This is a genomic window from Chitinophaga eiseniae (assembly GCF_900167135.1).
Lineage (GTDB): Bacteria > Bacteroidota > Bacteroidia > Chitinophagales > Chitinophagaceae > Chitinophaga > Chitinophaga eiseniae.
This window is the reverse complement of the sequence record NZ_FUWZ01000002.1, coordinates 274,956-300,275: the sequence shown is the minus strand read 5'-3', so window position 1 is coordinate 300,275 and position 25,320 is coordinate 274,956. Positions and strand designations below refer to the sequence as shown.

The 25,320-nt window shown below is 51.8% G+C and carries 17 protein-coding genes; 8 read left to right on the top strand and 9 right to left on the bottom strand.

Going from position 1 to position 25,320, the window contains the following annotated elements; all coding sequences use genetic code 11:
* Positions 1 to 76 precede the first annotated feature (76 nt).
* Genes B5D63_RS10750 through lnt form a run of 3 tightly spaced genes read right to left on the bottom strand, consistent with a single transcriptional unit; the run spans position 77 to position 5,191 of the window.
* A complete protein-coding gene (locus tag B5D63_RS10750) occupies positions 77 to 2,722 on the bottom strand; it encodes a PKD domain-containing protein (RefSeq protein ID WP_078668817.1) in 2,646 nt (881 codons plus the stop codon).
* Between the two features lie 35 nt (positions 2,723 to 2,757).
* Positions 2,758 to 3,537, bottom strand: coding sequence for an alpha/beta fold hydrolase (locus B5D63_RS10745; RefSeq protein WP_159455982.1), 780 nt, complete (start codon positions 3,535 to 3,537; stop codon positions 2,758 to 2,760).
* Complete coding sequence (lnt, locus tag B5D63_RS10740; protein ID WP_078668815.1) at positions 3,530 to 5,191, bottom strand: apolipoprotein N-acyltransferase; 1,662 nt, start codon at positions 5,189 to 5,191, stop codon at positions 3,530 to 3,532. Before lnt ends, B5D63_RS10745 begins: the two co-directional genes overlap by 8 nt.
* A gap of 679 nt (positions 5,192 to 5,870) precedes the next feature.
* Between lnt and B5D63_RS10735 the strand changes: the two genes are divergently transcribed.
* Both B5D63_RS10735 and B5D63_RS10730 read left to right on the top strand, forming a co-directional pair.
* Entirely contained in the window at positions 5,871 to 8,924 is a 3,054-nt protein-coding gene (locus B5D63_RS10735; RefSeq protein WP_159455981.1) for a SusC/RagA family TonB-linked outer membrane protein, read from the top strand.
* A 23-nt stretch (positions 8,925 to 8,947) separates the two neighbouring features.
* Positions 8,948 to 10,348 (top strand): SusD/RagB family nutrient-binding outer membrane lipoprotein, encoded by a 1,401-nt coding sequence (locus B5D63_RS10730; RefSeq protein WP_078668813.1) that lies wholly within the window; start codon positions 8,948 to 8,950, stop codon positions 10,346 to 10,348.
* A 74-nt stretch (positions 10,349 to 10,422) separates the two neighbouring features.
* Here B5D63_RS10730 and guaB read toward each other — a convergent pair whose 3' ends face one another.
* A complete protein-coding gene (guaB, locus tag B5D63_RS10725; RefSeq protein WP_078668812.1) occupies positions 10,423 to 11,895 on the bottom strand; it encodes an IMP dehydrogenase in 1,473 nt (490 codons plus the stop codon).
* Between the two features lie 131 nt (positions 11,896 to 12,026).
* Positions 12,027 to 13,127 (bottom strand): DNA-processing protein DprA, encoded by a 1,101-nt coding sequence (gene dprA, locus B5D63_RS10720; RefSeq protein WP_078668811.1) that lies wholly within the window; start codon positions 13,125 to 13,127, stop codon positions 12,027 to 12,029.
* A 96-nt stretch (positions 13,128 to 13,223) separates the two neighbouring features.
* On the opposite strand from dprA, the gene B5D63_RS10715 reads away from it, so the two are divergent.
* Complete coding sequence (locus tag B5D63_RS10715; RefSeq protein WP_235021511.1) at positions 13,224 to 14,033, top strand: 5'-nucleotidase, lipoprotein e(P4) family; 810 nt, start codon at positions 13,224 to 13,226, stop codon at positions 14,031 to 14,033.
* 210 nt (positions 14,034 to 14,243) lie between these two features.
* Here the strand turns inward: B5D63_RS10715 and B5D63_RS10710 are convergent, their stop codons facing one another.
* From B5D63_RS10710 to pckA, 4 genes are all read right to left on the bottom strand, one after another.
* Complete coding sequence (locus tag B5D63_RS10710; protein ID WP_159455980.1) at positions 14,244 to 16,133, bottom strand: OmpA family protein; 1,890 nt, start codon at positions 16,131 to 16,133, stop codon at positions 14,244 to 14,246.
* A gap of 93 nt (positions 16,134 to 16,226) precedes the next feature.
* On the bottom strand, positions 16,227 to 16,853 hold the full coding sequence (locus B5D63_RS10705) for a 7-carboxy-7-deazaguanine synthase QueE (protein WP_078668808.1): 627 nt from the start codon (positions 16,851 to 16,853) through the stop codon (positions 16,227 to 16,229).
* A gap of 36 nt (positions 16,854 to 16,889) precedes the next feature.
* Positions 16,890 to 17,777 carry a bifunctional methylenetetrahydrofolate dehydrogenase/methenyltetrahydrofolate cyclohydrolase FolD gene (gene folD / locus B5D63_RS10700; RefSeq protein ID WP_078668807.1) on the bottom strand — a complete coding sequence of 296 codons (888 nt, stop codon included), beginning with the start codon at positions 17,775 to 17,777 and terminating at the stop codon, positions 16,890 to 16,892.
* A 282-nt stretch (positions 17,778 to 18,059) separates the two neighbouring features.
* A complete protein-coding gene (gene pckA / locus B5D63_RS10695) occupies positions 18,060 to 19,661 on the bottom strand; it encodes a phosphoenolpyruvate carboxykinase (ATP) (RefSeq protein WP_078670272.1) in 1,602 nt (533 codons plus the stop codon).
* Between the two features lie 330 nt (positions 19,662 to 19,991).
* On the opposite strand from pckA, the gene B5D63_RS10690 reads away from it, so the two are divergent.
* The 5 genes from B5D63_RS10690 to B5D63_RS10670 all read left to right on the top strand — a co-directional run bounded on the left by B5D63_RS10690 (position 19,992) and on the right by B5D63_RS10670 (position 25,303).
* Positions 19,992 to 21,281 carry an aminopeptidase P N-terminal domain-containing protein gene (locus B5D63_RS10690; protein ID WP_078668806.1) on the top strand — a complete coding sequence of 430 codons (1,290 nt, stop codon included), beginning with the start codon at positions 19,992 to 19,994 and terminating at the stop codon, positions 21,279 to 21,281.
* A 117-nt stretch (positions 21,282 to 21,398) separates the two neighbouring features.
* The gene (pssA, locus tag B5D63_RS10685) at positions 21,399 to 22,166 is read left to right on the top strand and encodes a CDP-diacylglycerol--serine O-phosphatidyltransferase (RefSeq protein WP_078668805.1); all 768 of its coding nucleotides are present in this window, start codon (positions 21,399 to 21,401) and stop codon (positions 22,164 to 22,166) included.
* 121 nt (positions 22,167 to 22,287) lie between these two features.
* Positions 22,288 to 22,533 carry a phosphoribosylformylglycinamidine synthase subunit PurS gene (purS, locus tag B5D63_RS10680; protein ID WP_078668804.1) on the top strand — a complete coding sequence of 82 codons (246 nt, stop codon included), beginning with the start codon at positions 22,288 to 22,290 and terminating at the stop codon, positions 22,531 to 22,533.
* A gap of 72 nt (positions 22,534 to 22,605) precedes the next feature.
* On the top strand, positions 22,606 to 23,274 hold the full coding sequence (rsmI, locus tag B5D63_RS10675; protein ID WP_078668803.1) for a 16S rRNA (cytidine(1402)-2'-O)-methyltransferase: 669 nt from the start codon (positions 22,606 to 22,608) through the stop codon (positions 23,272 to 23,274).
* A gap of 142 nt (positions 23,275 to 23,416) precedes the next feature.
* A complete protein-coding gene (locus tag B5D63_RS10670) occupies positions 23,417 to 25,303 on the top strand; it encodes a M1 family metallopeptidase (protein WP_159455979.1) in 1,887 nt (628 codons plus the stop codon).
* Positions 25,304 to 25,320: the final 17 nt, after the last annotated feature.

Genomic DNA, 25,320 nt, shown 5'->3' with positions numbered 1-25,320 from the left:
ACTACAGTGGGTTTGAGGTGAGTTGATTACATGCAATTAAATATCGGAATACCTAATGGATTACCTGTCAGCAGCTTTATCTGACGAGTGTGACGGTGCCTTTCCGGAGTACCGTTTTGTTGTCCACGTCCCGTCCCTGTACCACCCATACATAGGTGCCAACAGCGGCGGGTTGTCCATTGACCCTGCCATCCCATCCTTTCATATAGGCGGTATTGTCGTACATCAGCTTACCCCAGCGGTCAAACACCCGGAAGAAGTCCATTTTAACCATGCCTACCGGTATGGGGCGGAACACGTCGTTCTGTCCGTCGCCATTCGGCGAAAAAGCATTAGGGATATAGATTTCCGGTCCTGCGATAAAACGGACGAAGATATCGTCTGTGCCGGTGCAGCCTTCCTGTGAATAGGCGGTGACGGTATAGGTAACATCGCGGTTGATCATGGTCACCGGATTGGGGACCTTAGGGTTGTTCAGACCGGTGACGGGCGTCCACGTATAACGTACGCCGCCTGTGGCCTGTAACTGGAAGGGGACATTGAGCATGACGATGGTATCGTTGCCGGCGAAAGCGCGCACCTTTGGCACTACCTGTACCAGGGCGCTGGCTGTCACCTTTTTGGGGCATCCCAGTGTATCCGTTACCGTTACCGTAAAGCGTGTGGTGTCTTCCGGGTAGGCCAGCGTCATGGGATGTGTGGGCTCTTTGACGTAATAAGAGGGAGACCACCGGTAGTAGGCGCCGCCTTCCGCCCGCAGGAGCACGGGGGTGCCGAAGCAGATGGTGGTATCCGGATAAGCAACGGCTTTGGGAGGATTTACTACTTTCAGACTAACGGTATCGGCAGTATGACATTTCCCGAGAGAGGCTACTACTTCATAAGTCTGCCGCGGCGGAGCAGGCGTCACAAATGCATCGATCAGGTTACTGACCACCTGGTTGTTGCCCAGGTTGGTCCACTGATATGCATAAGCGCCATCTGCCTGTACGGTCAGATGGATTTCGTCGCCGGTGCAGACGGTGCTGTCAGGCTGCGTATGTATAAGCAGGGAATCCCGCACCTCTACCAGTACCTTTTTTTCGTTGGTGCATCCCTGTTGGTCGGTGAACTTAACGGTGTATGCAGTGTCGGTCCTCGGGAATACAATGGGATTAGGCGTATTGGGATTCAGTATTTTATAGTTGTCGGGCGTCCATTGGTAAGTGCCCGGCAGGTCGCTGGCAGCCCACATGCGGAGGCTATCGCGGTAACACAGCAGCGTGTCTGCGGTAGCGCGGAAAGGTGGCCGGTCGTACACGGTGAGCGGATGGGTGACGGTTTTCTCACAGCCTACGGTAGAGCGGAGGAACAGTTGCACGTTGTAGGTGCCGGGTTGTTTATACTGGAACCGGGGTGAGGGGATATTAGAGGTGTCGCCGGCGACACCGGTGCCGAAGTTCCACTTGTAATAGGACACAATGCCGCGGTCTACCCGGGTTACGTCCGGCGTAAACACGGACGGTTTTTCTGTACACAACCCCGCTACCCGGAAGTCAGGGTCGAATTTCGGGTAGGCGTACACGGTAGCCAGGGCGCTGTCGCCGCAGTTACTGCTTTTGTCTACCCACAGTTTTACAGTGTAGGTACCTTCTTTGGCGTAGGTATGCGGAAGCGGGTCGGGGGAGGTGGTGGTCACCTGCGGTGTCCCGTCGCCGAAATCCCAGGTGTAGGGCTTGCCGAGCGTGCTGTTGTTAAGGAAAGTGATGGTCAGGCTGCTGCAGTCGGCGTATTTGTCCGGCATAGCGGCCGTCACCTGTTTTACGCAGGTAGTAACGGTGATGTGAAAGTCTTTGCGGAGGGTACCTATTTTTTTCCCGTTACGGTATTCGTTGACGCATACGGTCACCACATATTTACCGGCCGCCGGTGCGGTGCCGCTGATAATACCTGTTTTCCGGTCGATGGTCACTTTGGGCCCGAGGGGCGATTGTCCGCTGAAGGGGCTGATGTACTGCACAAAACGATAGGGAGGGTTCGTCGCCGGGGGAGGGATGCCGGACTGGTCGGTCAGCTGGCCGCCGGTGTAGGCATCACAGAATTCGTATTCCAGCTGGTCGCCGTCAGCGTCCGCGGCGGAGAAGTCGTAGGTGAATTTTTTATCCGCGCATACCAGGATCGCTTCTTCTTTGGTAAAAGCGGGGCCGGAGTTTTTTACTGCGCCGGTGGCGTCTATGGCGCCGCTGTTGGTACCGGGTATTTCCGCGAAATAGGTGGCGCCGGTGCCACGGTCGTTGGTGCCGGGGATGCGTTCCGCCACGATATTCATCATGAAGGGGTCGCGGCAGCAACTCTGGAAGGCGATCGTGTACCCGTCTGCGTTATTGGGCAGGGTAATGGTCGTTTGGTAAGTACCTACCTGGAAACAGATCCTGGGCGGGTTGACGATACAGGGATCTATCTGGGTGGCTTGTTTGGTTTCAAAATTGGTCCGGTCGATCCGGTAATCGCTGACAAAGCTGTTGTTTTTTTTATCGAAAGAGGAGAGGATAATGGTTTTGGGCATCTCGGCGATCCGGTCGCCGCTTTCACAGATGCGGTATAATTTCATGGTGACCTGGTAGGTATTGGTACCGGGACTGGATTGTACCAGCTTATAGAAAATCTGGCCGCCGATAATATGGCTGGCATACATGGGCAGGATGTATGCTAAACCTATCAGGAGAAGGGTTATTTTCTTCAAAACAGGCGATTTTGGTTGTGTTGATAAAAGTTATGTCAAAGCTGACAGAACTCGGCGAACTGCTGCAAGACCACGTTGGCAGTTTCATATATTTCCCACATTCCCATATGTCCTACCTGATCAAAAATATGAATGCTGCTTACCCGGGGTAAAGTAATCTGCGGCAATATGATGTCTGTCGGTACGGCTGCATCATCTTTCCCGATGATGAACAGCACGGGTGTCGTTGTGTTTTTGAGGATCGCGGTGCGGTCGGGGCGGTGCATCATAGCTTCATAGTAAGCTATCATGGCTGCTTCGGAGCACTGCATACCCATTTGAACATAGGCGTCTGTCCGGTCAGGCTGCGCGGTTTTAAAGGCAGGGCTGAACATATTTGGCAGGGTTTGCCTGGCAAAGGTTTCAGCGCCATATTGTTGTATCATCCGGATGGATTTCCGGCGGGCCTCTTTTTTCTCTTCGGTATCTGCGGTGGCGGTGGAGTGGAACAGTCCCAGTCCCTGCACCAGCTGCGGATATTTTTCGACGAAGGCCAGGGCCACATAGCCGCCCATAGAGTGGCCGATAATAGTTGCTTTTTCCACATTTTCGGCTAACAGGATGGCATATACGTAATCAGCCATGGATTCGATGGTCAGCGGTGTTGTCACCGGTACGCCGCCGGCGCCCGGAAGGTCCGGGGTGATCACGCGGAAGCGGTCTTTGAGATAAGCCTGCTGGATGTCCCACAGACCGGCGTTCTCGGCGAAGCCGTGGAGGAGTACCACCACTGGTCCTTTGCCCTGATCATCGTATTGGCTGGTTCCGTTATGCATTGTTTTCCGCATGTCTTAAGCCGGGAATAAATCGTGAAATAAAAGCATGTACCAGTAACAAGATACAAAATATTACCGCTCCTTTAGACAGAAGATCGCCATTTCTGACGTAGAACGTTTGTTCCTGCCTGGGTGTTACAGTTGCCTTAAAAACAGCCTCTTCCCAGTAGGGCTGGGGCTGATGAATGTTGCCGGCAGGGTCTACCACGGCGGAAATGCCGGTATTGGCGCTTCTGACTACCCATTTCCGCGTTTCGATGGCGCGTATACGGGCGTACTGAAGATGCTGGCGGTGGCCTTCGGTGCGGCCCCACCAGCCGTCGTTGGTGATCACCATCAGCAGGTTGGCGCCGGGTTTCACGCCGGCAGCCACGTAGTCGCTGAAAACAGATTCATAACAGATGGTGGGAAATATGCTGATGCTGTCTGCCGGATTGGTGAGCATAGTGGCGGCAGGGGTGCGGCCATAGCTGCCGGAGATGCCCCCAAAATCGAGGGCCAGCTGCTGCATGAAAGAGAGATACCGTACGTAGGGCGTCAGCTCTACGCCTGGCACCAGTTCATACTTATGATATACCTGGATGTTTTGGGAAGTGTCGATCTGGAGGGCGGTGTTAAACGGTTCCCAGGGGGTGCCGTCTTCCATGCGGCGGGCGCTGACCGGGGCCTCTTCCGTTTCCCGGTACTGTTTCATGGTCACGGCGCCGGTGATCACTTTGGCTTTGGGATACCGCAGCAGCATGCGGCGGATGGCCTGCACCTCCGGCTGGTAGTTCAGCTGGTGCTCCCAGGCGCCGTTGGGGAACAGCGCTGTTTCCGGCCATACAAAATACCGGGTGTTACTGTCCGCCTTTGTTTCCGACAGCCGGATGAATTTTTCCAGCTGCTCCGTTGCGGAGCTGGCGGTAAACTTCTCGTCATACGGATCGATGTTGGGTTGTACTACTACCACACCGATATTCCTGGCAGGATCGTCCGGCGAAGGGTGAATGAAAGCGGAGCACAGCAGGGGCAGCAGGATAACGGCCGCCGGCTTCCATATTTCTTTGCGCAGCAACTGGCTCCAGCTCATATCGTATATCCGTGCCCGTTTCCATGCCTGGTAAAGGGTGATATTGGCCAGCAGTACCCAGAGCGTACCGCCGGAGGCGCCGGTGAACTGGTACCATTGTATCCATCCCGGCCGCATGGCAAAGGCGTTGCCCAGCACCAGCCAGGGCCAGCTCAGTTCCCAGGTCTGGTGTATCAGTTCGAAGGTGAGCCAGAACACGATCAGGGCAAAGTATGACATGGTTTCCGGGAGGCGGCGGCGACTGCCTTTGTAGGCCACCCAGGGAACACTCATCAGCAGCGCGTTGAAACTGTTGGCAAATACACCACTGGCCGGCACGGTAGTATTGCCCACCCACCAGGTGGTGGCCACATTCCATATCAGCAGGGAGAAAAATATCCAGCCAAAATATTTTCCCCTGTGGTGTATTTTTTCCGTCAGGTACAATAAGGGCATGAAACCGACGAAAACCAGCGGGGTAAAGGGCATGGTGGGCCAGGCCAGCCAGAGTAACAAGCCGCTGATAACACTGCAGAGGAAGAAAGATAATTTCATGATCGGATATACATCAAAAACAGGGGCGAAGATAAGGAATGCGCTCACGCTATTTTAAGTAGATTTTAATGATTTAATTCAATATTAAAACAGACATTTATTATAAGCATCACGCAGATAAAAAGAAAAGCTCTTGATAGGTTGAGAATACGAATTATTAAAAATCATATATATTAACACTCGGAAAGTTTAACATTTTTTTCATAATTTAGACCACTCATTGATACATGGCGGGCTGATCACATAGAAAGTACGTGACTGTCCGGATCGCGCTATAAAAAGTCAACTGAAGAGCCGTAGGAACGAACGATGGAAAATCAGGCTGCAGGCCGCAGCCGAAGTGGAGGCACTTGTTTAAAAATCAAAAAGAAGACGAAAGCTGGTCGTCTGAATTTCCAGCCGGTTACTTGACCTTACTCGTGAAGCAACGATATGGGCCCGTCCTCCCGGACCAGGCACCGCATATTGTGCTTAAAAGGTTTTTGCATTATCTAAATCAAAAAACAACGTCTAAATCTAAAACAACGACCAATTATCTGAACAGTTAAGCCAGAGGCTTCAACTGGTACCATTTCCAGGATCACTACTGTCACCGTATCCCGGATCAGGATTTTATTGTCTACTAAAACCTTTTAGTACGTATAACTTTTATGGCTATACGAACTAAGAGATGGCTATGCCATTGTTATCAGGTATCAGAAATCATCTTTCAAAATCTAAATTGCTCATGAAGAAAGGATTATTCCTTTGGTTGTTCGTGACCATCTGTATGCTGCAGGCATACGCGCAAACACGGACCATTACCGGTAAAGTTACCGACGCTAAGGACGGAACTCCCTTGCCTGGTGTAAACGTACTCGTTAAAGGCACCTCAAAAGGCACTATTTCCGGACCGGACGGACAATTCAAGGTGGAAGTGCCCGCTGGTGCTTCTCTCATTTTCTCCTTTGTGGGATATGCCAATCAGACTGTCGTAACAGACGCCAGTGGCAATACGCTCACCATAGCGCTCAAAGGCAGCAACCAGTCACTCAACGAACTGGTGGTAACTGCGTTGGGCATCAAACGCGATAAACGCACCCTCACCTATGCTACGCAGGAAGTGAAAGGCGCCGCCATCGTGGAAGCGAAACAAAACAACCTCGTAAACGCCCTTTCCGGTAAAGTGGCAGGCGTGCAGATCACCAACTCCAGTGGTATGCCCGGAAGCTCCGCCAGGATAGTGATCCGCGGCAACAGCTCTCTCACTGGTGAAAACCAGGCCCTCGTGGTAGTGGATGGTATCCCTATGGACAACGGCGAAGCCGGTAACCCGGACGGCGCCCTCAGCGGCGGCGGTACCTCCAACCGCGCTGCCGATATCGATCCCAACATCATCGAAAGCATCAACGTGCTGAAAGGCTCTGCAGCTACAGCCCTCTACGGCTCCGCTGCTGCGAAAGGAGCAATCATCATCACCACTAAAAATGGCATGGGGGCCAAATCCGGTAAACCTACCGTTTCCGTGAGCTCCAGCTACTCTTTCGAAAATCCCATCCTGCCCAGCTTCCAGGATAAATATGCACAAGGCTCCGGTGGTAAATATGTAAATGGAAACGCCGGTCAGTTAGGTTCTACCTCCTGGGGCCCACTCATCGATACGCTGAAAGTAGGCGGCGTAGCTGTTCCTAAAAGAGATAACGTGAAGGAATTCTTCCGTACCGGCCATACCTCTGATAACAACGTGTCTGTCAGCGGTTATAGCGACAAATCCAATTACCTGGTGTCCTACTCTTTTGTGAAAACAGATGGCACCATGCCCAACACCGATTATTCCCGGCATGCACTGTTTGCCAAGTATGGCATTGAACTGGCTAAAAACCTGCGCCTCACTACGCAGTTCAACTATATTCACTCTGACAACAACCGTCTGCTGGAAGGTAACAGCCTGGCCAACCCGCTGTGGACCGTATATTCAGCACCTATCTCCTGGAATCCGCTTCCGTCTACCAAACCAGACGGTTCCCAACAGGTGTTCCGCGCCGCCCGTAACAACCCCTACTGGCTCGTGGATAATACCGGCCTGACAGATAAAGTGAATCGTATCATCCCGGTGATCAACCTGTCCTATTCTCCACTCTCCTGGCTGACCATCACCGAAAGGTTTGGCGCCGATATGTATGTCAACAATACCGACTATCATGAGAACGTAGGGATCATCGGCTCCAAATCCGTTGACGGCAGATTGTACAAACGCGATATCCAGTACCAGCAGTTCAACCATGACCTGATGATCCAGGCCCGGAAGAACTTCGGTGAAGACTGGACCACCGATCTGCTTATCGGTAACAACATCCTGTCCAACTACAATAACAATAACTATGTGGAAGGCGTGGCGCTTTCTGTACCTGGTCTGTATACTATCGCCAATACCAGCAACGTAAGCTCTACCTACAACCTGTACAAATCCAGGAAAGTAGGCTTCTATGCACAGGCCAACGTAGAGTGGCGAAAAATGCTGACCCTGGCAGTGACCGGTCGTTATGACGGTTCTTCCGTACTGTCTGCCGACAAGCAGTTCTATCCTTACGGATCTGTGAGTGGCGGCTTTATCTTTACCGAAGCGCTGGGTATGTCTGACAACAAAATCCTGAACTTCGGTAAACTGAGAGTGTCTTATTCTGCCGTAGGTAATGATAACGTAGGACCTTACTATTTACAGACCCCTTATATAAAAGCCTCTGTAGGAAATATTAACTTCCCCTTCCAGGGACAGAACGGTTATCTGCAGTCTACCACCTATGCTTACCCGCTTAAAAACGAAAGCGTGAAAGAATTTGAAGTAGGTCTCGAAACCAAATTCTTCCAGAACAGGGCAGGATTGGAAATAAGCTATTTCGACAGAAAAAGTGAAGACCTGCTGACAACCAGTACGCCTATTTCCGGCGCTACCGGTTATCCTGCTGCCAGCATGAACTCCGGTGATATGCGCAACAAAGGGGTGGAAGTAGTGCTGAACCTTACACCGGTAAAAACCAAAAACCTGACCTGGGATATCGGTGTTAACTTCACCAAAATTGACAATAAGGTGACCAGACTGGCGCCGGGCCTCAATAGTATCTTCCTCGCAGGCTTCACTACTCCCGGTATCTACGCATTTGCCGATCAGGCTTACGGTGTGATTATGGGAACCCACTTCAAACGGAATGATGCCGGTCAGATGCTTCTCAGCGATGATGGTTATCCGCAGGTGGCCGATGATATCGCTGCTATTGGTTACGTAACACCTAAATGGCTGGGCGGTATCACCAGCACCCTCACCTGGAAAGCGCTGACCTTCTCTTTCGTGCTGGACCACAAACACGGCGGCGACATCCTCAACCTGGACAACCATTACCTGTTTTTCTACGGCACACCTAAAGTGACCGAAAACCGTGGTACCAATGTGGTGTTCCCGGGTATCATAGAAAGCACTCAAAAACAGAATACACTGTCAGTACCATTAACACAGAGCTATTATACCGATATCTATTCTGCTGCAGATGAAAGCTCCATCGAAGACGGTTCTTTCCTGAAATTAAGACAGGTATCACTGGGATACAACTTTGGCGCTCTCCTGAAAGGAACACCTTTTAAATCGCTGGCGCTGAACGTTACCGGTACCAACTTTATCCTGCATAAAAACTATACCGGTTCAGATCCGGAAGTGAGCCTCAACGGAAGTGGCAACGGACAAGGTTTTGCCAACTTTATGGCGCCTTCCAATCATACCGTGATCATCGGTTTAAAAGCAACCTTTTAGTAGTATTTAAAAGCATAACAATCATGAGAAGATTACATATAGCCACCATATTTTTAGGTACTGTGCTGTTGGGTAGCGGCTGTAAAAAATTCCTGGATGTGAACCAGGACCCTAATAACCCGATGGAAGTATCGGAAAAGCTGATTCTTCCGCCCGTGGAGGTGACCGTGTCCACACAGGTAGTTGGCGGTTACAACGGATCTAATGCCGCCTATTGGATGCAGCAGCTGTCCCAAAACCAGCCGTCTCCCGGTCAGGAAACCTTCCGTATTTTCCCGGTAGATGTGGATAACACCTGGACGTTCTACATTTATCCGAACATCCTCAACAACCTGCGCCTGATGATGAACCAGGCCAGGGCTGCCGGCCACAATGAGTACATGGCGATCGGTAAAACGCTGTATGCCTTTAACCTCGCTATTGCTACAGATGTGTGGGGCAATGTGCCTTCCAGCGAAGCCATGAAGCTGCCGGAAGTTTCCCGTCCGAAATATGACAGCCAGGAATCTGTTTATCAACAGCTGCAGGTGCTGCTGGACAGCGCCATCTATTATGCTGGTCAACCGAAAAGCGCTGTTGTGCCCGGCACAGATGACTTCATCTACCAGGGGAATATGGCGAAATGGAAAAAACTGGCTTACATGCTGAAAGCCCGTTTTTACATGCGCCTCACCAAAGCGCCGGGCCATACGGCCGCTGCGCAGGCTGATCTTGCACTGGCTGCACTGGCCAACGCTTTCGCAGACAACAGCGATAATGCCATGGTGTCTTACACCGGCGGGGCACAGGCTGAAAGCCCCTGGTTTAAAAACACAGAGCCGGGCGCCGGTGGCGTAGTGATGAACAAAACTTTCATCGACTTCCTGAAAAACAATAACGACCCGCGGCTGCCCATCATCGCCACCAAAGACGTTGATGGCGGATATACCGGCCGTGTACCGGGAGCTACTACCATCCCGGACCCGACGGTACTCTCACAGGTGAACAGTTTCTATGCTGCCGCTGATGCGCCGCTGTTCCTCGCTACTTATACAGAAGCGTTGTTCATTAAAGCAGAAGCTACCTTCATCAAATCCGGCGCCGCCGCTGCCACGCCTGTTTACCAGGCAGCGATCAAAGCGCACATGGACATGCTGAAAGTAGATGGCGCCGCCGCACAGGCGTATATCAACAGCCGTCCCGCACTCACTGCCGCCAATGGTATCAAGGAAATTATCTACGAAAAATATGTGGCGGGTTTCCTCTCTATCGAAACGTACAACGACTGGAGACGTACCGGTTATCCGCAACTGCAGCTGCCGGAAAGCCCTTTCGTGAACTATATTCCGAGAAGATGGCCTTATCCTTCCAATGAGATACTCGCCAATCCGCAGCCGGACCAGAAAGTGACCACTGCCGACCGTGTTTGGTGGGATGCTAAATAATAGTAACGTTACCGTATAAACGAAAAAGACCGAAGCAATCGCTTCGGTCTTTTTCATTTATGCCAAGTCGTTCATTACCGGCTGTAGTTCGGTGCTTCTTTCGTGATCACCACGTCGTGCGGGTGGTTTTCTTTCACGGTGGCAGCGGTGATTTTTACAAACTGTGCTCCCTGTAAGGCTTTCACGTCTTTGGAACCAGTGAGGCCCATACCGGCGCGCAGACCGCCAACGAATTGCTGGATCACTTCAGACAGGTAACCTTTGTAAGGTACGCGGCCTACGATGCCTTCCGGGACCAGTTTCTTGATATCGTCTTCATCCTGGAAGTAACGGTCTTTACTGCCTTCCTGCATGGCTTCGATGGAGCCCATGCCACGGTAGGATTTGAATTTACGGCCTTCGTAGATGATGGTTTCTCCGGGGCTTTCTTCCACACCGGCGAAGATGGAACCTGCCATGATGCAGGAGGCGCCGGCAGCGATGGCTTTTACCATGTCGCCGGTATAACGGATACCACCATCGGCGATTACCGGGATGCCCATTTTCTTCAGTGCTTCAGATGCTTCCAGGATGGCAGACAGCTGAGGAAAACCAGCGCCGGTGACGATACGGGTGGTACAGATAGAACCAGGTCCCACACCTACTTTCACTGCGTCGGCTCCTGCCTGTGCGAGTGCCAGCGCACCTTCCGCAGTGGCCACGTTACCGGCGATCACCTGCAGTTTAGGGAAGGCTTTCTTTAATTTCTTGAGTGTATTGATCACTGCGATAGAGTGACCATGAGAGCTGTCCAGACAAACTACGTCCACACCTACATTGATGAGGGCCTGGGCACGGTCCAGTACATCGGGGGTAATACCCAGTGCAGCACCTACCAACAGACGGCCAAATTCATCTTTAACGGCATTGGGATAGCTGGTCAGCTGGAGAATGTCGCGATAAGTGATCAGGCCAACCAGTTTACCTTGTTTGTTAACAACCGGCAGCTTTTCTATTTTATATTGCTGAAGGATTTTTTCCGCCTTTTTCAGATCGGTGCCTTCTGGTGCTGTGATGAGTTTCTCACTGGTCATTACTTCAGCTACCAGGCGTTTTTTGTTTCTTTCAAAACGCAGGTCCCTGTTAGTCAGAATACCAACCAGTTTGTTATTGTCATTGATAATGGGAATACCACCAATGCCGTTTTCTTTCATGAGCTTCAGCGCCTGGCCAATAGTGGCGTCGGCTTTCAGGGTAACGGGGTCCATAATAAGACCGCTTTCGCTACGTTTTACCCTTCTCACCATCTCCGCTTGTCTTTCGATGCTCATGTTTTTGTGGAGAATACCTATACCCCCTTCTCTCGCCAGCGCGATAGCCAGGTTGGCTTCTGTCACAGTGTCCATAGCCGCTGATACCATTGGTATGTTCAGGCGTACGTTCTTGGTGAGTTGCGTGGAGATGTTTACTTCTTTAGGCAGAACTTCGCTGTAGGCCGGCACGAGGAGCACGTCGTCAAAGGTAAGGCCGTCAGCTACAAATTTGGGTTTAGATTTTCCCGCAGGCATGATGCAATTATTAATCAGTTAAAAAATAATTGCACGCAAATGTAGCTCTATTTTGCCAATAAATAAAATATTCACCACCAACACACCCCTGAAGGACTGTTAATATTACGTTATTAACCCCCGCAGCATGATCAGATGACCAGCTCGTAACGCTGTCCGGGTAAGCTTTTGAGAATGCTTTGCATTTCCATGCTGAACACTGCCTCCGCCACTTCGCTGCCGGTAAGGCCGGTCAACAGATACAACTCTTCCACGTGCCGGGGCGACTTCTCCCGCAGTAAGTGCATGAGTTTTTGTTCATTGTCTGATAATTGTAAAAACAATTCCCGCTGTATAACCAGTGGCCGCGAACGCTCTTCCCAGCCCATCATCTGTAAAACATCCGCCGCTCCGGTGATCAACATCGCTTTGTTGTTTTTTATAAGATGATTACAGCCGGCCGACGGCGGATCATCTGCCCTGCCCGGAAAACAGAACACGTCGCGGTGGTAACCGCCCGCCAGATCAGCGGTAATCAGTGATCCGCCCTGCATTCCGCTCTCCACCACGATAGTGGCATCGCAAATACCCGCTACAATGCGGTTACGCTTCGGGAAGTTCTGCCTGTCGGGCAAATGCCCGCTCATAAAGTCGGTCAGCAGCCCGCCCTGCGTCATCATAGCTACGGCCGTGTTTTTATGCGCCGCAGGATAAATACGGTCCAACCCATGCGCCAGCACGCCAATCGTGGGTGTACCGGCCTGTAAAGCCGTTTCATGGGCTAATATATCGATGCCGTAAGCCAGTCCGCTCACCACCGTCACCTGTGCGGCAGCCAGCTCTTCCGTAATTTGACGGCACATCCGCCGGCCGTAGCCCGACGGTTTCCGCGTACCCACCACACTGACCATTCGCGGAGCGTTTAATGAAGCGGTGCCCTTGTAATACAACAGCGATGGACTGTCGTAACAGTGATGCAGCCGCTGCGGATAGTCCGGCTCCGTGCAGAACAACGCCCGGATACCATACTTTTCCATAAAATGAATTTCTTTCTCCGCTTCGCTGAAATTGCGGAAAGCACCAATGGCATTGGCCCGGATGCTTCCCACTGTTTCAATACGCTCCAGCTCGCGCCGCCGCGCGCGGAAAATATCACCGGCACTGCCAAACGTCTCCAGCAGCTTACGGATAATGACATCGCCAATTAAAGGAATACGGGTTAAGGCTATCTGGTATAGCAACTCCTCGGGCATAACAAACAATTTCCTTTTAAATTACGATTTTCCCTTCAGCACGCATGTTGCCGGAACAGATTATTTTTGCAGTCAACAACAGTAATTTTTATGATGATGAAAAGGTTATGGTCAGGCGCACTGCTGCTGGGAATGCTGGCCTGTAAAACAACAACGCCGGTCACCGTGCAAACGTCCGCTGCTCCGGCCACACAGCTCACGCCTTATGGCCCCGCATGGGCCGCTTTATGGCAGCAACAGGCCGGCGAATACAAAGCCCTTTGCCTGCAGGCTTATCAGCTCGCAGCTTTGCGGCTGGACCAGTACCTGTCACAACCTCATCATCTGCCGCTCGCCGTGGTAACGGACATTGATGAAACGGTGCTCGACAACAGCCCGTATTCTGTTCACCAGGCGCTGAACGGCAAAAGTTATGACGATAAAAGCTGGATGGAATGGACCGCCAAAGCGATTGCCGATACCGTGCCGGGCGCCCCTGCTTTCTTTAAATATGCCGCGTCCAAAGGTGTGAAAGTATTTTACATCACCAATAGGTTGGAAGCGGAAAGGGCTGCTACGCTGGAAAACCTCCGGCACTACGGCTTTCCGGACGCTGTAGATCAAAACTTGCTGTTGAAAACAGCCGGCTCCGGCAAAGAACCGCGCCGCCGGCAAGTGTTGCAGCAATATGAAATTGTAATGCTCTTCGGTGATAACCTCAGTGATTTCGCCGCTATCTTCGATAAAAAAACTGTAGCAGAAAGAAATGCCGCCGCCCTGCAATCCGCTGCCAGCTTCGGTAGCCGGTTTATTGTGCTGCCTAATCCGATGTACGGCGACTGGGAAGGGGCGTTGTATAACTATCAGTATAAACTCACGCCTCAGCAAAAAGACAGCGTGATGAAAGCGCAACTGCGGAACTATTAGGTTTACGCAAGGTTCACGCAAAGCCGTCACGCAAAGCCGTCACGCAAAGGCGCAAAGCAGCAAAGAGCGCAAAGAATAAAATAAGCGAGCAGAGAAAGCAAAGGAGCGGAGATCAAATTTGATCTCCGCTCCTTTGCTTTCTTATTTAAACTTAAAAAATCTTTGCGCTCTTTGCTGCTTTGCGCCTTTGCGTGACGGCTTTGCGTGAACCTACTCCACGCCCACAATACGGAATACCGTTCTCCTGTTGGCGGCGCGGCCTTCTTCCGTGTCGTTGGGCGCAATGGGTTGTGTTTCCCCATAACCTTTGGAGGTCAGGCGGTTGATGTTGATACCTTTATCTGTCAGGTATTTCACGACCGCTTTCGCACGATTGGTGGACAGCGCGATATTGTCTTTATCGGAACCCACGTTATCGGTATGACCGGCGATTTCAATTTTAAGTGCCGGATTGTCCTGCATCAGTTTCACCAGTTTGTCCAGTTCTGTCACCGATGCCGGCTCCAGGGAGTACTGGTTGCTCTGGAAGAAGATATTGTGCAGAATGATGCTGGCGTTGACAGCCAGTGGTTGTAAGGGGATGTTTTTCTCGAAAGGTATTCCCGGGTGATGATCTTTCAGGGAGAAGTTATCGGAGTAAAACAGGTACCCCTTTTTATTGACGTGAAAAGCGTAGTCTTTGCCTACGGGCAACGGCGCCAGGAAATCACCGTTATCGTTGGTTTTCACGGCGGCTATCGGGTATCCTCCCTGCAGGTCTATTACATCGATATTGGCCGTGAGTCTTTTATGGGTGGTGGTATCGTACACATATCCTTTAACATAGAGCGTTTGCAGGGGGCGTGCTTCCGGGTACAGTTCAAAGCGGTAGATGTCCAGTGTGCCGCGGGTATCGGATCGGTCGGAGGCGAAGTAGGCGGTTTTGCCGTTGGCTTCTACTACCAGCGAGGCGTCTTCGTCGATGGTGTTGATAGGGTAGCCGAGGTTGGTGGCAGGGCCCCAGCTGCCGTCAGGCTGGCGGCGGGAGTAGAAGATATCGAGGCCGCCATAGCCGGGATGCCCGTTGGATGCAAAGTACAGCGTCTGACCGTCGGCATGGATGAAAGGGGTGGTTTCCCGGCCGCGGGTGTTGATGTTGGGACCCAGTCTTTCGGGGGCGCTCCAGCGGCCGTTTTCGAGGCGGCGGCTCATGAACAGGTCAGCGCCGGCATCGGTGGTTTCGCGGGCGAAATACAGTGTTTGTTTATCGGCAGAGAGGCAGGGCTGTGACTCCCAGTCCCGCGTATTAATGGGCGCGCCGATGTTCTGGGGCGGTGTCCAGCCGTTGGCTGTTTTTTCGGAATAGTAGATGTCGCAGCTGCCTTTGCCTTCGGGGAATTCGCAGCCGGTGAATACCAGCATGGTACCGTCCTGTGAAATGTTCTGCGCGCCTTCGTTGAAAGCGCTGTTCACCGGTTGGCCCATATTCTGTGCGGGCTGCCAGCCGCTGCTGTCGCGGCGGGAGATGAAGAAATCTTCATTACGGCCGTTGACGCGGCGGGTATAAATCAGTGTTTGGGCGTCGATGGTAAGGGAGGGGAAATATTCCGGGTCTTTGCTGTTGATCTGATCTCCCAGGTTTTCCGGATGAAAAGGCACCTGTTGGTGCTGGGCAACTGCGAAGGTGTAATTGGCTTTCAGTTTTTCCGCGTTGGCGCTGGGTGACTTGGCCGTGGCGAGGTATTGTGTGATCGTGTTCAGGGCGCCCTGAAAATCGCCGGTGCCGGCCATGGCGCGGGAATAGGCTACCAATACCGGTTTCAGGCCACTGCTGTCCAGCTGTTTGAGTTTGGTGAAGCTTTCTTTGGCGGCGGCATAGTCTTTCAGGTCTATGTAGCAGAGGCCCATCTGGCCGTAGGCGTCGGTGAAACCGGGGGCGGCTTTGAGGGCGTTTTGCAGCAGGGCGATGGCCTCCCTGCTTTTGTACATACGGACGGCGTCTACCGCCTGGTCAAAAAGGGCTTTGGCTTTCCTGGGGGCTGTTTCGTAGGTGACTGTCTGGGCCTGCATCTGCAGGCAGCAGCACCATAAACAGGCGGATAATAACAGCGCACGTTTCATAAGAATATCTGGCTTGTGTGACGAAGATAGAAGATAAAACGAAGAAGCCGCTGCTTTCATTGCAGCGGCTTCCCCGTTTTTATCGTTCTCCTGTTAAGGTACGTTGATGTATTTGTGTACCTGTAAAGACAGGCCCCATTCGGGATGGTCTTTGATGTAATCGATGATGAGTGGCGTCATTTCAGCGCTGCGGTCCCATTCCGGCGCTAGGTATAGCTTACACTGCTTACCGACCAGGGCGGCGTATTTCTCTGCCCAGGCGAAGTCGGATTTGTTGAAGATGACCACCTTCAGTTCGCTGGCGACCCTACATACTTCCGGCAGCGGCGCCTTAAATTTTTTGGGTGACAGGGTGATCCAGTCCCAGCTGCCGCTGAGCGGAGAGGAACCGGATGTTTCCATATGGGTACGGAACCCTTTTTTATGCAGGGCTTTGGTGAGTGCGTCGAGGTGATGCATTAACGGTTCCCCGCCGGTGATCACGGCGAGGCGTCCCGGGTGAGAAGCGGCCTCTTCCACAATGTCAACGATCTCCCGTTGCGGATGTTTGGCAGCGTCCCAGCTCTCTTTTACGTCGCACCAATGGCAACCTACATCACAACCTCCCAGCCTGATAAAATAGGCTGCCTTGCCCTGATAGTAGCCTTCACCCTGGAGGGTGTAGAAGCTTTCCATCACTGGCAGGGTGCTGGTCTTAATATTTGTGGTAATAACTGACATGACTTACGGCACAAAGTTCGGGTTTTACCTGAACTTTTAGTTCATACTTCCTTTCAGGCCGATGTTGGCGTGATAGGTATTTTTCAGCAGCGCTGCGATGGTCATGGGACCAACGCCGCCCGGCACAGGCGTGATAAAGCTGCACTTAGGCGCCACTTCATCAAATTTCACGTCTCCTTTGAGGCGGAAACCGCTCTTTTTGGTGGCGTCTTCCACGCGGTTGATTCCCACGTCCACTACTACAGCGCCTTCCTTCACCATGTCGGCGGTCACAAAGTCCGGTCTGCCGATGGCGGCGATGATGATATCGGCCTGGCGGCAGATATCAGCCAGATTTTGTGTGCGGGAGTGGGTGAGGGTAACGGTACAGTTGCCGGGGTTGGTGTTGCGGCTCAGCAGGATGCTCACCGGTGTACCGACGATATGGCTGCGACCTATTACCACAGCGTGTTTGCCTGCGGTAGGGATGTTATAGTGCTCCAGCATCAGCATGATGCCATAAGGAGTAGCGGGAATGAAAGCCGGTAAACCGCTGACCATTTTACCTACGTTCATCGGGTGGAAACCATCTACGTCTTTGCTGGGATCGATGGTGTTGATCACCAGTTCTTCGTTGATGTGTTTAGGTAAAGGCAGTTGTACCAGGATACCGTCCACGTCTGCGTTTTCGTTGAGCAGGATGATCTGGTCCAGCAGGTGTTTTTCGGAAATTTGTTCGTCAAAACGCAGCAGGGTGGAGTTGTAGCCGCATTCTGCGCATGATTTCACTTTGGAAGCTACGTAGGTTTCGCTGGCGGGATTGTTGCCCACCAGTATAGCTGCGAGATGAGGTACTTTTTTACCAGCAGCCTTTAATTCAGCCACCTGGGTGGCTAATTGGGCTTTGATAGCCTCAGAAACTAGTTTACCGTCTAAAATTTGCATGTGCAAAGGTAATGAAAATGAGGAATTACGAATATCGAATTCTCCATTTACAGACGGGAGAGGGAAAGAAGGAGGAAATACAGATTAAAAGAAGACGAATTAACCGTTAACACGAAGGACTTTCGCTGGCATCCGGCAAAACAAGCGACATGGGTGGCGCTTGTTTTGCCCGGGCATTGCGCCCGTCAGAATGCGCGATAGTGGAAATTATAAGGCAAAACATACATATATCTCCCTGCCACCCGCGGGCGGCAGAGAAGATTTTTGATCACAAAAGGAACATCAGATTTTTGGAGCGGCAGCGAGTATTTCAGCGTCTGCAGCGGCAGCATATTTTTCGAAATTGCGGATGAACTGGGTGGCCAGGTCTTTCGTTTTTTCGTCGTAGGCTGCTTTGTCGGTCCAGGTATTGCGCGGGTCCAGGATTTCAGCCGGAACACCGGGGCAGGCGTCGGGCATGGCCACGCCGAATACCGGGTGAGGGTGGAAAGTGGCGTTGTCCAGCTGGCCTTTCAGGGCCGCGGAGATCATCGCACGGGTATAGGACAGCCTGATACGGTTGCCGGTGCCGTAAGCGCCGCCGGTCCAGCCGGTATTGATCAGCCAAACGTTTACCTGGTGCAGGCGCATTTTCTCACCGAGCATCTGGGCGTACTGCGCCGGGTGCAGGGGAATGAAAGGCGCGCCAAAGCAGGCGCTGAAGGTAGATTTAGGCTCCGTGATGCCTGCTTCTGTGCCGGCCACTTTAGCGGTATAACCGGAAATGAACTGGTACATGGCCTGTCCGGGCGTAAGCCTGGAAATAGGCGGCAATACCCCGTAGGCGTCGCAGGTGAGGAAAAATATATTTTTAGGAATACCTCCGATGGAAGGCTCCAGCGCGTTTTCAATGTAAGTCAGCGGATAAGATACGCGGGTATTTTCCGTGATGGCGCAATTGGTGTAGTCAATCGTATTGGTGCCGGGGAAGAACTGAATGTTCTCCAGCAGGGCGCCGGGGCGTACCGCGCGGAAGATCTGCGGTTCTTTTTCTTCAGACAGGTCGATGCATTTGGCATAACAGCCGCCTTCGAAGTTAAACACGCCGGTGGATGTCCAGCCGTGTTCATCGTCTCCGATCAGTTTACGGGCAGGATCAGCGCTGAGAGTGGTTTTACCGGTTCCGCTCAGGCCGAAGAAAATGGCGGTGTCGCCGTCGTCTCCCTGGTTGGCGGAGCAGTGCATGCTCAGCACCTGTTTGTCATGCGGCAGTACATAGTTGAGGATCGTGAAAATACCTTTTTTGATTTCGCCGGTATATGCGCTGCCGCCGATGATGATGGTCTTACGGGAGAAGCTGACCATGCTGAAATTACCCTGCCGGGTGCCGTCAATGGCAGGGTCTGCGAGGAAACCCGGCGCCTGGATCACCGTCCAGTCGGTATGCATGTAGTCCAGCTCTTCTTCCGTTGGACGCAGAAACATATTATAGGCAAACAGGCTGGACCAGGGCAGTTCGGTTACCACCTTGATGTTAACACGGTAGTCCTGATCTGCACAGGCATAGCAGTCACGCACCCACACGTCTTTCCCGGCGAAATAGGCGGTGATTTTTTTGTACAGATTGTCAAACACCTCCGCGGAAACGGGGATGTTAAAGTCGTTCCAGTTAACAGTGTCAGCTGTGAGGTCGTCTTTTACGATAAACTTGTCTTTGGGTGATCTGCCGGTAAATTGGCCGGTATTGACGGCGAGTGCTCCTGTGTCGGCCAGTACGCCTTGTTTTTTGGCTAAGGTCTGTTCCACCAGTTTTTCCGGGGACAGTTGATAGAATACATTCGACACATTCTCTATGCCCAGTTCCCGTAAGTCAGCAACAGGGTTCCTTACGCTACTCATTTGCATAAAAAGCAAGATTGTTTTGGTGTAAAAGCAAAACTAGGCATTTTTTGATATCGTCAAATTTTATCGGTGTTACACCACTAAAATTTAGAAAAAATGAGTGGTACTAGCTGGTATTGTTGACGGATTTCTAATTTGGTCGCGTTTCCTTGCAGTATTTCAAAAGCCCGATGTGTGAATATAACATTAAGTATTTGCAAGGGAGTATCAGTTTTTAACAAGCTCTCTCCGCTTTTTGACCAGTTTGCCGGAATTTGAATTTATCACACGGCGGATTCATGAAATCACAAAATTTTGCCCTAGGTTTGGAGCCTCATTTGAAATACAGACGATATGAAGAATTTGCCCTTGGACTCGCAGCTGTTTGTTAAAAACCGCGCGCGTTTTGTGGCCAAAATGCAGCCACAGTCAATAGCCATTATCAACTCTAATGATGAATTGCCGACCAACGGTGATGCGTTGTATAAGTTTAAACAAAACTCCGACCTGTACTGGCTTACCGGTATCGATCAGGAAGATACCATGCTGGTATTGTTCCCCGACAACCCGGACCCGAAATACCGCGAAGTGCTGGTACTGGTGCGCCCTAATGAACTGAAAGAGAAATGGGACGGCCACCGCCTGCGCAAAGACGAAGCCTTCGCCGTTTCCGGTATCTCTACCGTGGTATGGCTCGACAGCCTCGACGCCTTGCTGCAGCAATGGGTGAACGACGCTTCCAATATCTACCTGAATTCCAACGAAAACAACCGCAAATCCAGCCACATAGCAGTAAGAGACTACCGCTACGCGCAGGAGATGAAGCTCCGTTACCCGCTGCACAACTATCTCCGGGCGGCAGTGATCTTCAAAGAACTGCGTGCGGTGAAAACGCCGGAGGAAGTGAAAGTAATGCAGGAGGCCGTAGATATTACGGAAAAAGCGTTCCGCCGCGTGTTGAAGTTTATCAAACCTGGCGTGTGGGAACATGAAATACAGGCAGAAATTGTGCATGAATTCCTGCGCAACCGCTCCGCCGGCGAGGCTTACGGCTCTATCATCGCTTCCGGCGACCGCGCCCGTACCCTGCATTATATATACAACAACGAGGAATGTAAAGATGGTGAACTGATCCTGATGGATTTCGGCGCGGAATACGGTGGTTACAATGCCGACCTTACCCGTACCGTTCCGGTAAATGGTAAATTCACCGACCGCCAGCGCCAGGTATACAATGCCTGTCTGCACCTGCATAACTACGCCAAAGGCATCCTCCGTCCGGGCATCACCATCGCCAAATACCACGAAATGGTAGGCGTGGAAGCCGGTAAGGAGTTTGTGAAACTGGGCCTGCTCACCGAAGCGGACATTAAAAACCAGGACCCGGAATCCCCGGCTTACCGTAAATACCTGTATCACGGCATCTCCCACCATCTGGGGGTAGACGTGCATGACCTCGGCCCGTCTTTCCACAAACCCATTCCGGAAGGCGCCGTGATGACCGTTGAACCGGGTATCTATATTGAAGAAGAGAAAATGGGCATCCGCATAGAAAACAACATCTGGCTCACTGCCAGCGGTAATGTGGACCTTTTCAAAAATATTCCTGTCACTGCCGAGGAGATCGAAGCACTGATGAAATAACGAAGTCAGTTACGGATTACGGATTATGAATTACGAATTAAGGAGATACTTTATGTGAGATACGCCTAAATTCGTAATTCGTAATCCGTAATTTGTATTTGTATTAAAGCCATTTGAATGCGACAACTTCCTAACATTATTACCCTATGCAACCTCTTTTGCGGCGCATTAGCCATTATTTGTGTGCTGCATGCGCCGGAATTCCGGGTGGAGTTTAACGGCAATGAATACACGGTGACCAATCCGGCGCCGGTCTACTGGGCTTCCGCACTGGTGGTGCTGGCAGCGGTTTTCGATTTCTTTGACGGGCTGGTGGCCCGTCTGCTGAAGGTACAGTCGCCCATGGGCAAAGAGCTCGACTCCCTGGCGGATGTTGTTACTTTTGGGGTGGTGCCCGGTATGATGTTGTATCGCCTGCTGCGCAGCGCCTATTACCAGATGCCCGACGCTTTTGAAGTATCGATGGTGAACGTAGCGCCGGCCTTGCTGGTGCCCTGTTTTGCGGCCTACCGGCTGGCCAGGTTCAACCTGGACACCCGGCAATCTGAAAACTTCATCGGCGTGCCCACGCCGGCTGTAGGCTTACTGGTGGCCTCTTTCCCGATGATACTCCTGTACAATCCCTATAACCTCGCCCACTGGTTGCAGAACGTATGGGTGCTCTACGGTATTATTGTGGCGCTCTGTTACCTGATGGTAGCGGAAATCCCCATGCTGAGCCTGAAAGTAAAGGAGAAATCCCTGAAGGCCAACTGGACAAGGCTGCTGCTGGTGGTATTGGCGCTGGTAAGCATCCCTTTCCTGAACTATGCAACCGTTCCGTTTATATTCATTTGTTATGTGATACTCTCGCTGGCGGTGCCGCCAAAGGTAACACCGGCGTGAGATTGACAAAGCAGCAAAGCAGCAAAGCACGTACAGGCCGGCAGCGGCTTTACGAACTTTGCTGCTTCGCTGCTTTGCGAGAGTAATTATTTTCCGTAGGTTTGCGCCAAATTTTAGCACAATGACTTTTACTGCACATATCAATGTGATGCCACTGAAAGAATTATTGGACCCGCAAGGTAAAGCGGTGATGAGTGGTCTCAAAAACCTTGGCATGGGCCAGGTACAAGATGTACGGATTGGAAAGCACATTACCCTGCAAATTGAAGCCGCCAGCAAGGAAGAAGCACATCAGATCGCTGAAAGTGCCTGCCAGAAACTGTTGGCTAACCAGGTAATGGAATACTTCGAAGTACAGATACAATAAAAAATCAACTTACGGATTGCGGCTAACGGTCATCTGACACGCTAATCGTAATCCGTAATTTGTTTACAGCACATGAAATTATACCTCATTCCATCTCCTATCGGCAATCTCGCCGATATCACCTACCGGGCCGTAAAAGTGCTGGAGGAGGCGGAATTGGTGCTGGCGGAGGATACCCGCACCTCCGGCGTGCTCCTCAAACACTACCAGATCAACAAACCGGTCACTCCCTACCATCAGCATAACGAACACAAGATTGTTCAGCACCTGCTGCAACAGCTGCAATCCGGCAAAACCATGGCCCTGCTCACCGACGCAGGCACCCCAGGCGTTTCTGACCCCGGATTCCTGCTGGTCCGTGAATGTATCCGTGCCGGCGTGCCCGTGGAATGCCTCCCCGGCGCCACCGCTTTTGTGCCCGCACTGGTCAACAGCGGCATTCCCATGAACCGCTTTATCTTTGAAGGCTTCCTGCCGCTCAAAAAAGGCCGCCATACCCTTTTCACCCAACTCAGTACAGAAGAACGCACCTTCGCTTTTTATGAGTCGCCCATGCGACTGGTAAAAACACTGGCCGATCTGATCCAGTACCTCGGGCCCGACCGTCAATGCTGCGTTAGCCGCGAACTCACCAAAATGTTCGAGGAAAATAAACGCGGCACCCTGCAGGAAGTACATGACTACTTCCTGGCAAAAGGGGTAAAAGGCGAAATCGTGGTCGTCGTCCAGGGCGCTGACTGATCCATCTCCCGTATTCAAAGCATTATCTCCCCCAACAACCGCCCATACAGGCCGGAGGCCTCCCGGTGTATATTTTGGCCGATTTTACGGGATACCTATCGTGAATTGTTTATTTTAGCCCAGGAATCTAAACTAAAACTGAATGAAGCACGGGGTATTAGGAAGCTGCCTCGCCCTTACCATGATGACGGGCAGCTGGTTACAACTAAATGCACAGTCAGACCGCTGGCAACAAAGGGTAAAGTATACAATGGACGTGGCGATGGACGCTCCCGCCAACAAACTGACCGGTAAACAACGCCTGGAGTATTTCAACAACTCCCCGGACACACTGAAGAAAGTCTTTTACCACCTGTATTGGAACGCATTCCAGCCGGGAAGCATGATGGACGTGCGCAGCCGCGAACTGGGCAAAATCGTGCTCGGAAAAGACAAAAACGGTCATCCCCGCCAGGACTGGGACGGCCGCGTGCGCGACCGCATCTCCAAACTGAAACCCGATGAAATAGGCTACCAGAAAATCATCTCCCTGAAAAGAGACGGTAAAACACAGGCCTTTAAAGTGGTGGAAACCATCCTGGAAGTGCCGCTGGACAAGCCCATCCTGCCCCATTCAAAAGCCGTGTTCGACATGGAATTTGAAGCACAGGTGCCCGTGCAGATCCGCAGAAGCGGCCGCCACAACGCTGAAGGCGTGGACTTCTCCATGTCGCAGTGGTATCCTAAAATGTGCGAATACGACTATGAAGGCTGGCACCCCACTCCTTATATCGCCCGTGAGTTCTACGGCATATGGGGCGACTATGATGTGAAAATCTCCATCGATAAAAAATACGTGCTGGGCGGTACCGGTTACCTTCAGAACCCTAACCAGATCGGATATGGCTACGAAACACCGGGCGCCAAAGTAAACCGCCCCGCCGGTAATAACCTGACCTGGCATTTTGTGGCGCCCAACGTGCACGATTTCGTGTGGGCGGCAGATCCGGACTACAAACACATCACACAGAAAGTGGATGGCTTCACAGCGCATTTCTTCTACATAGAAAACGATGCTACCCGTGAATCGTGGCCGCAACTGGCGAAGATGGTCCCGGTAGCCTATAACTATATCAAAACACATTACGGCGCTTATCCCTATCAGCAGTACTCCTTTATACAAGGCGGCGACGGTGGCATGGAATACCCTATGGCCACGCTGATACAGGGCAACCGTAATATCGCGGCTCTTTACAACCTGGCGCTGCACGAATGGATGCACAGCTGGTACCAGGGCATGCTGGCTACCAACGAAAGCCTCTATCCATGGATGGATGAAGGTTTCACCACATTCGCAGAAGATGCTACCTACCATAACACCATCGATTCCCTGAAAGGAAAGAACCCGCACGAAGGCTCCTATGACGGCTATTTCGCGCTTGTGAGAAGCCCGTTTGAAGAACCGGCTTCCACCCATGCCGACCACTTCAACAGCAACTACGGCTACAGCCTTACAGCTTATTCAAAAGGCGCTGTGTTCCTGGAGCAGCTGGGGTACGTGATCGGTAAAGACAACCGCGATGCCGGCCTGTTGCGCTATTACAACGAATGGCGCTTCAAACATCCGAACGCCAACGATTTTATCCGGGTGATGGAAAAGCAAAGCGGTATTCAGCTGGACTGGTACAAACAATACTTTATCAATTCCACCAAACACATAGATTATGGCATTGACAGCGTATACAGCAAAGGCAACAAAACCGTAGTGCGCCTGCGTCGTATAGGGCTTTTCCCAATGCCTGTCGACTTTATGGTGACCGATAAGAATGGTAATCAGGTGATGCACTACATTCCACTGTCGCTGATGTTTGGCGAAAAGCCCAACGAACAGCCTGCTGTAAAGCGTGTAGTCGATCCCGTTTGGTACTGGACCAACCTGACCTACGAGGTGGAACTGGACCTGCCGCTGTCGGACATTAAAGAACTGGAGATAGACCCCAGTCAGCGTTTGGCGGATACAGACAGAAGCAATAATAAAGCAGTATCCTAAAAGAGGAACCGTAAGAT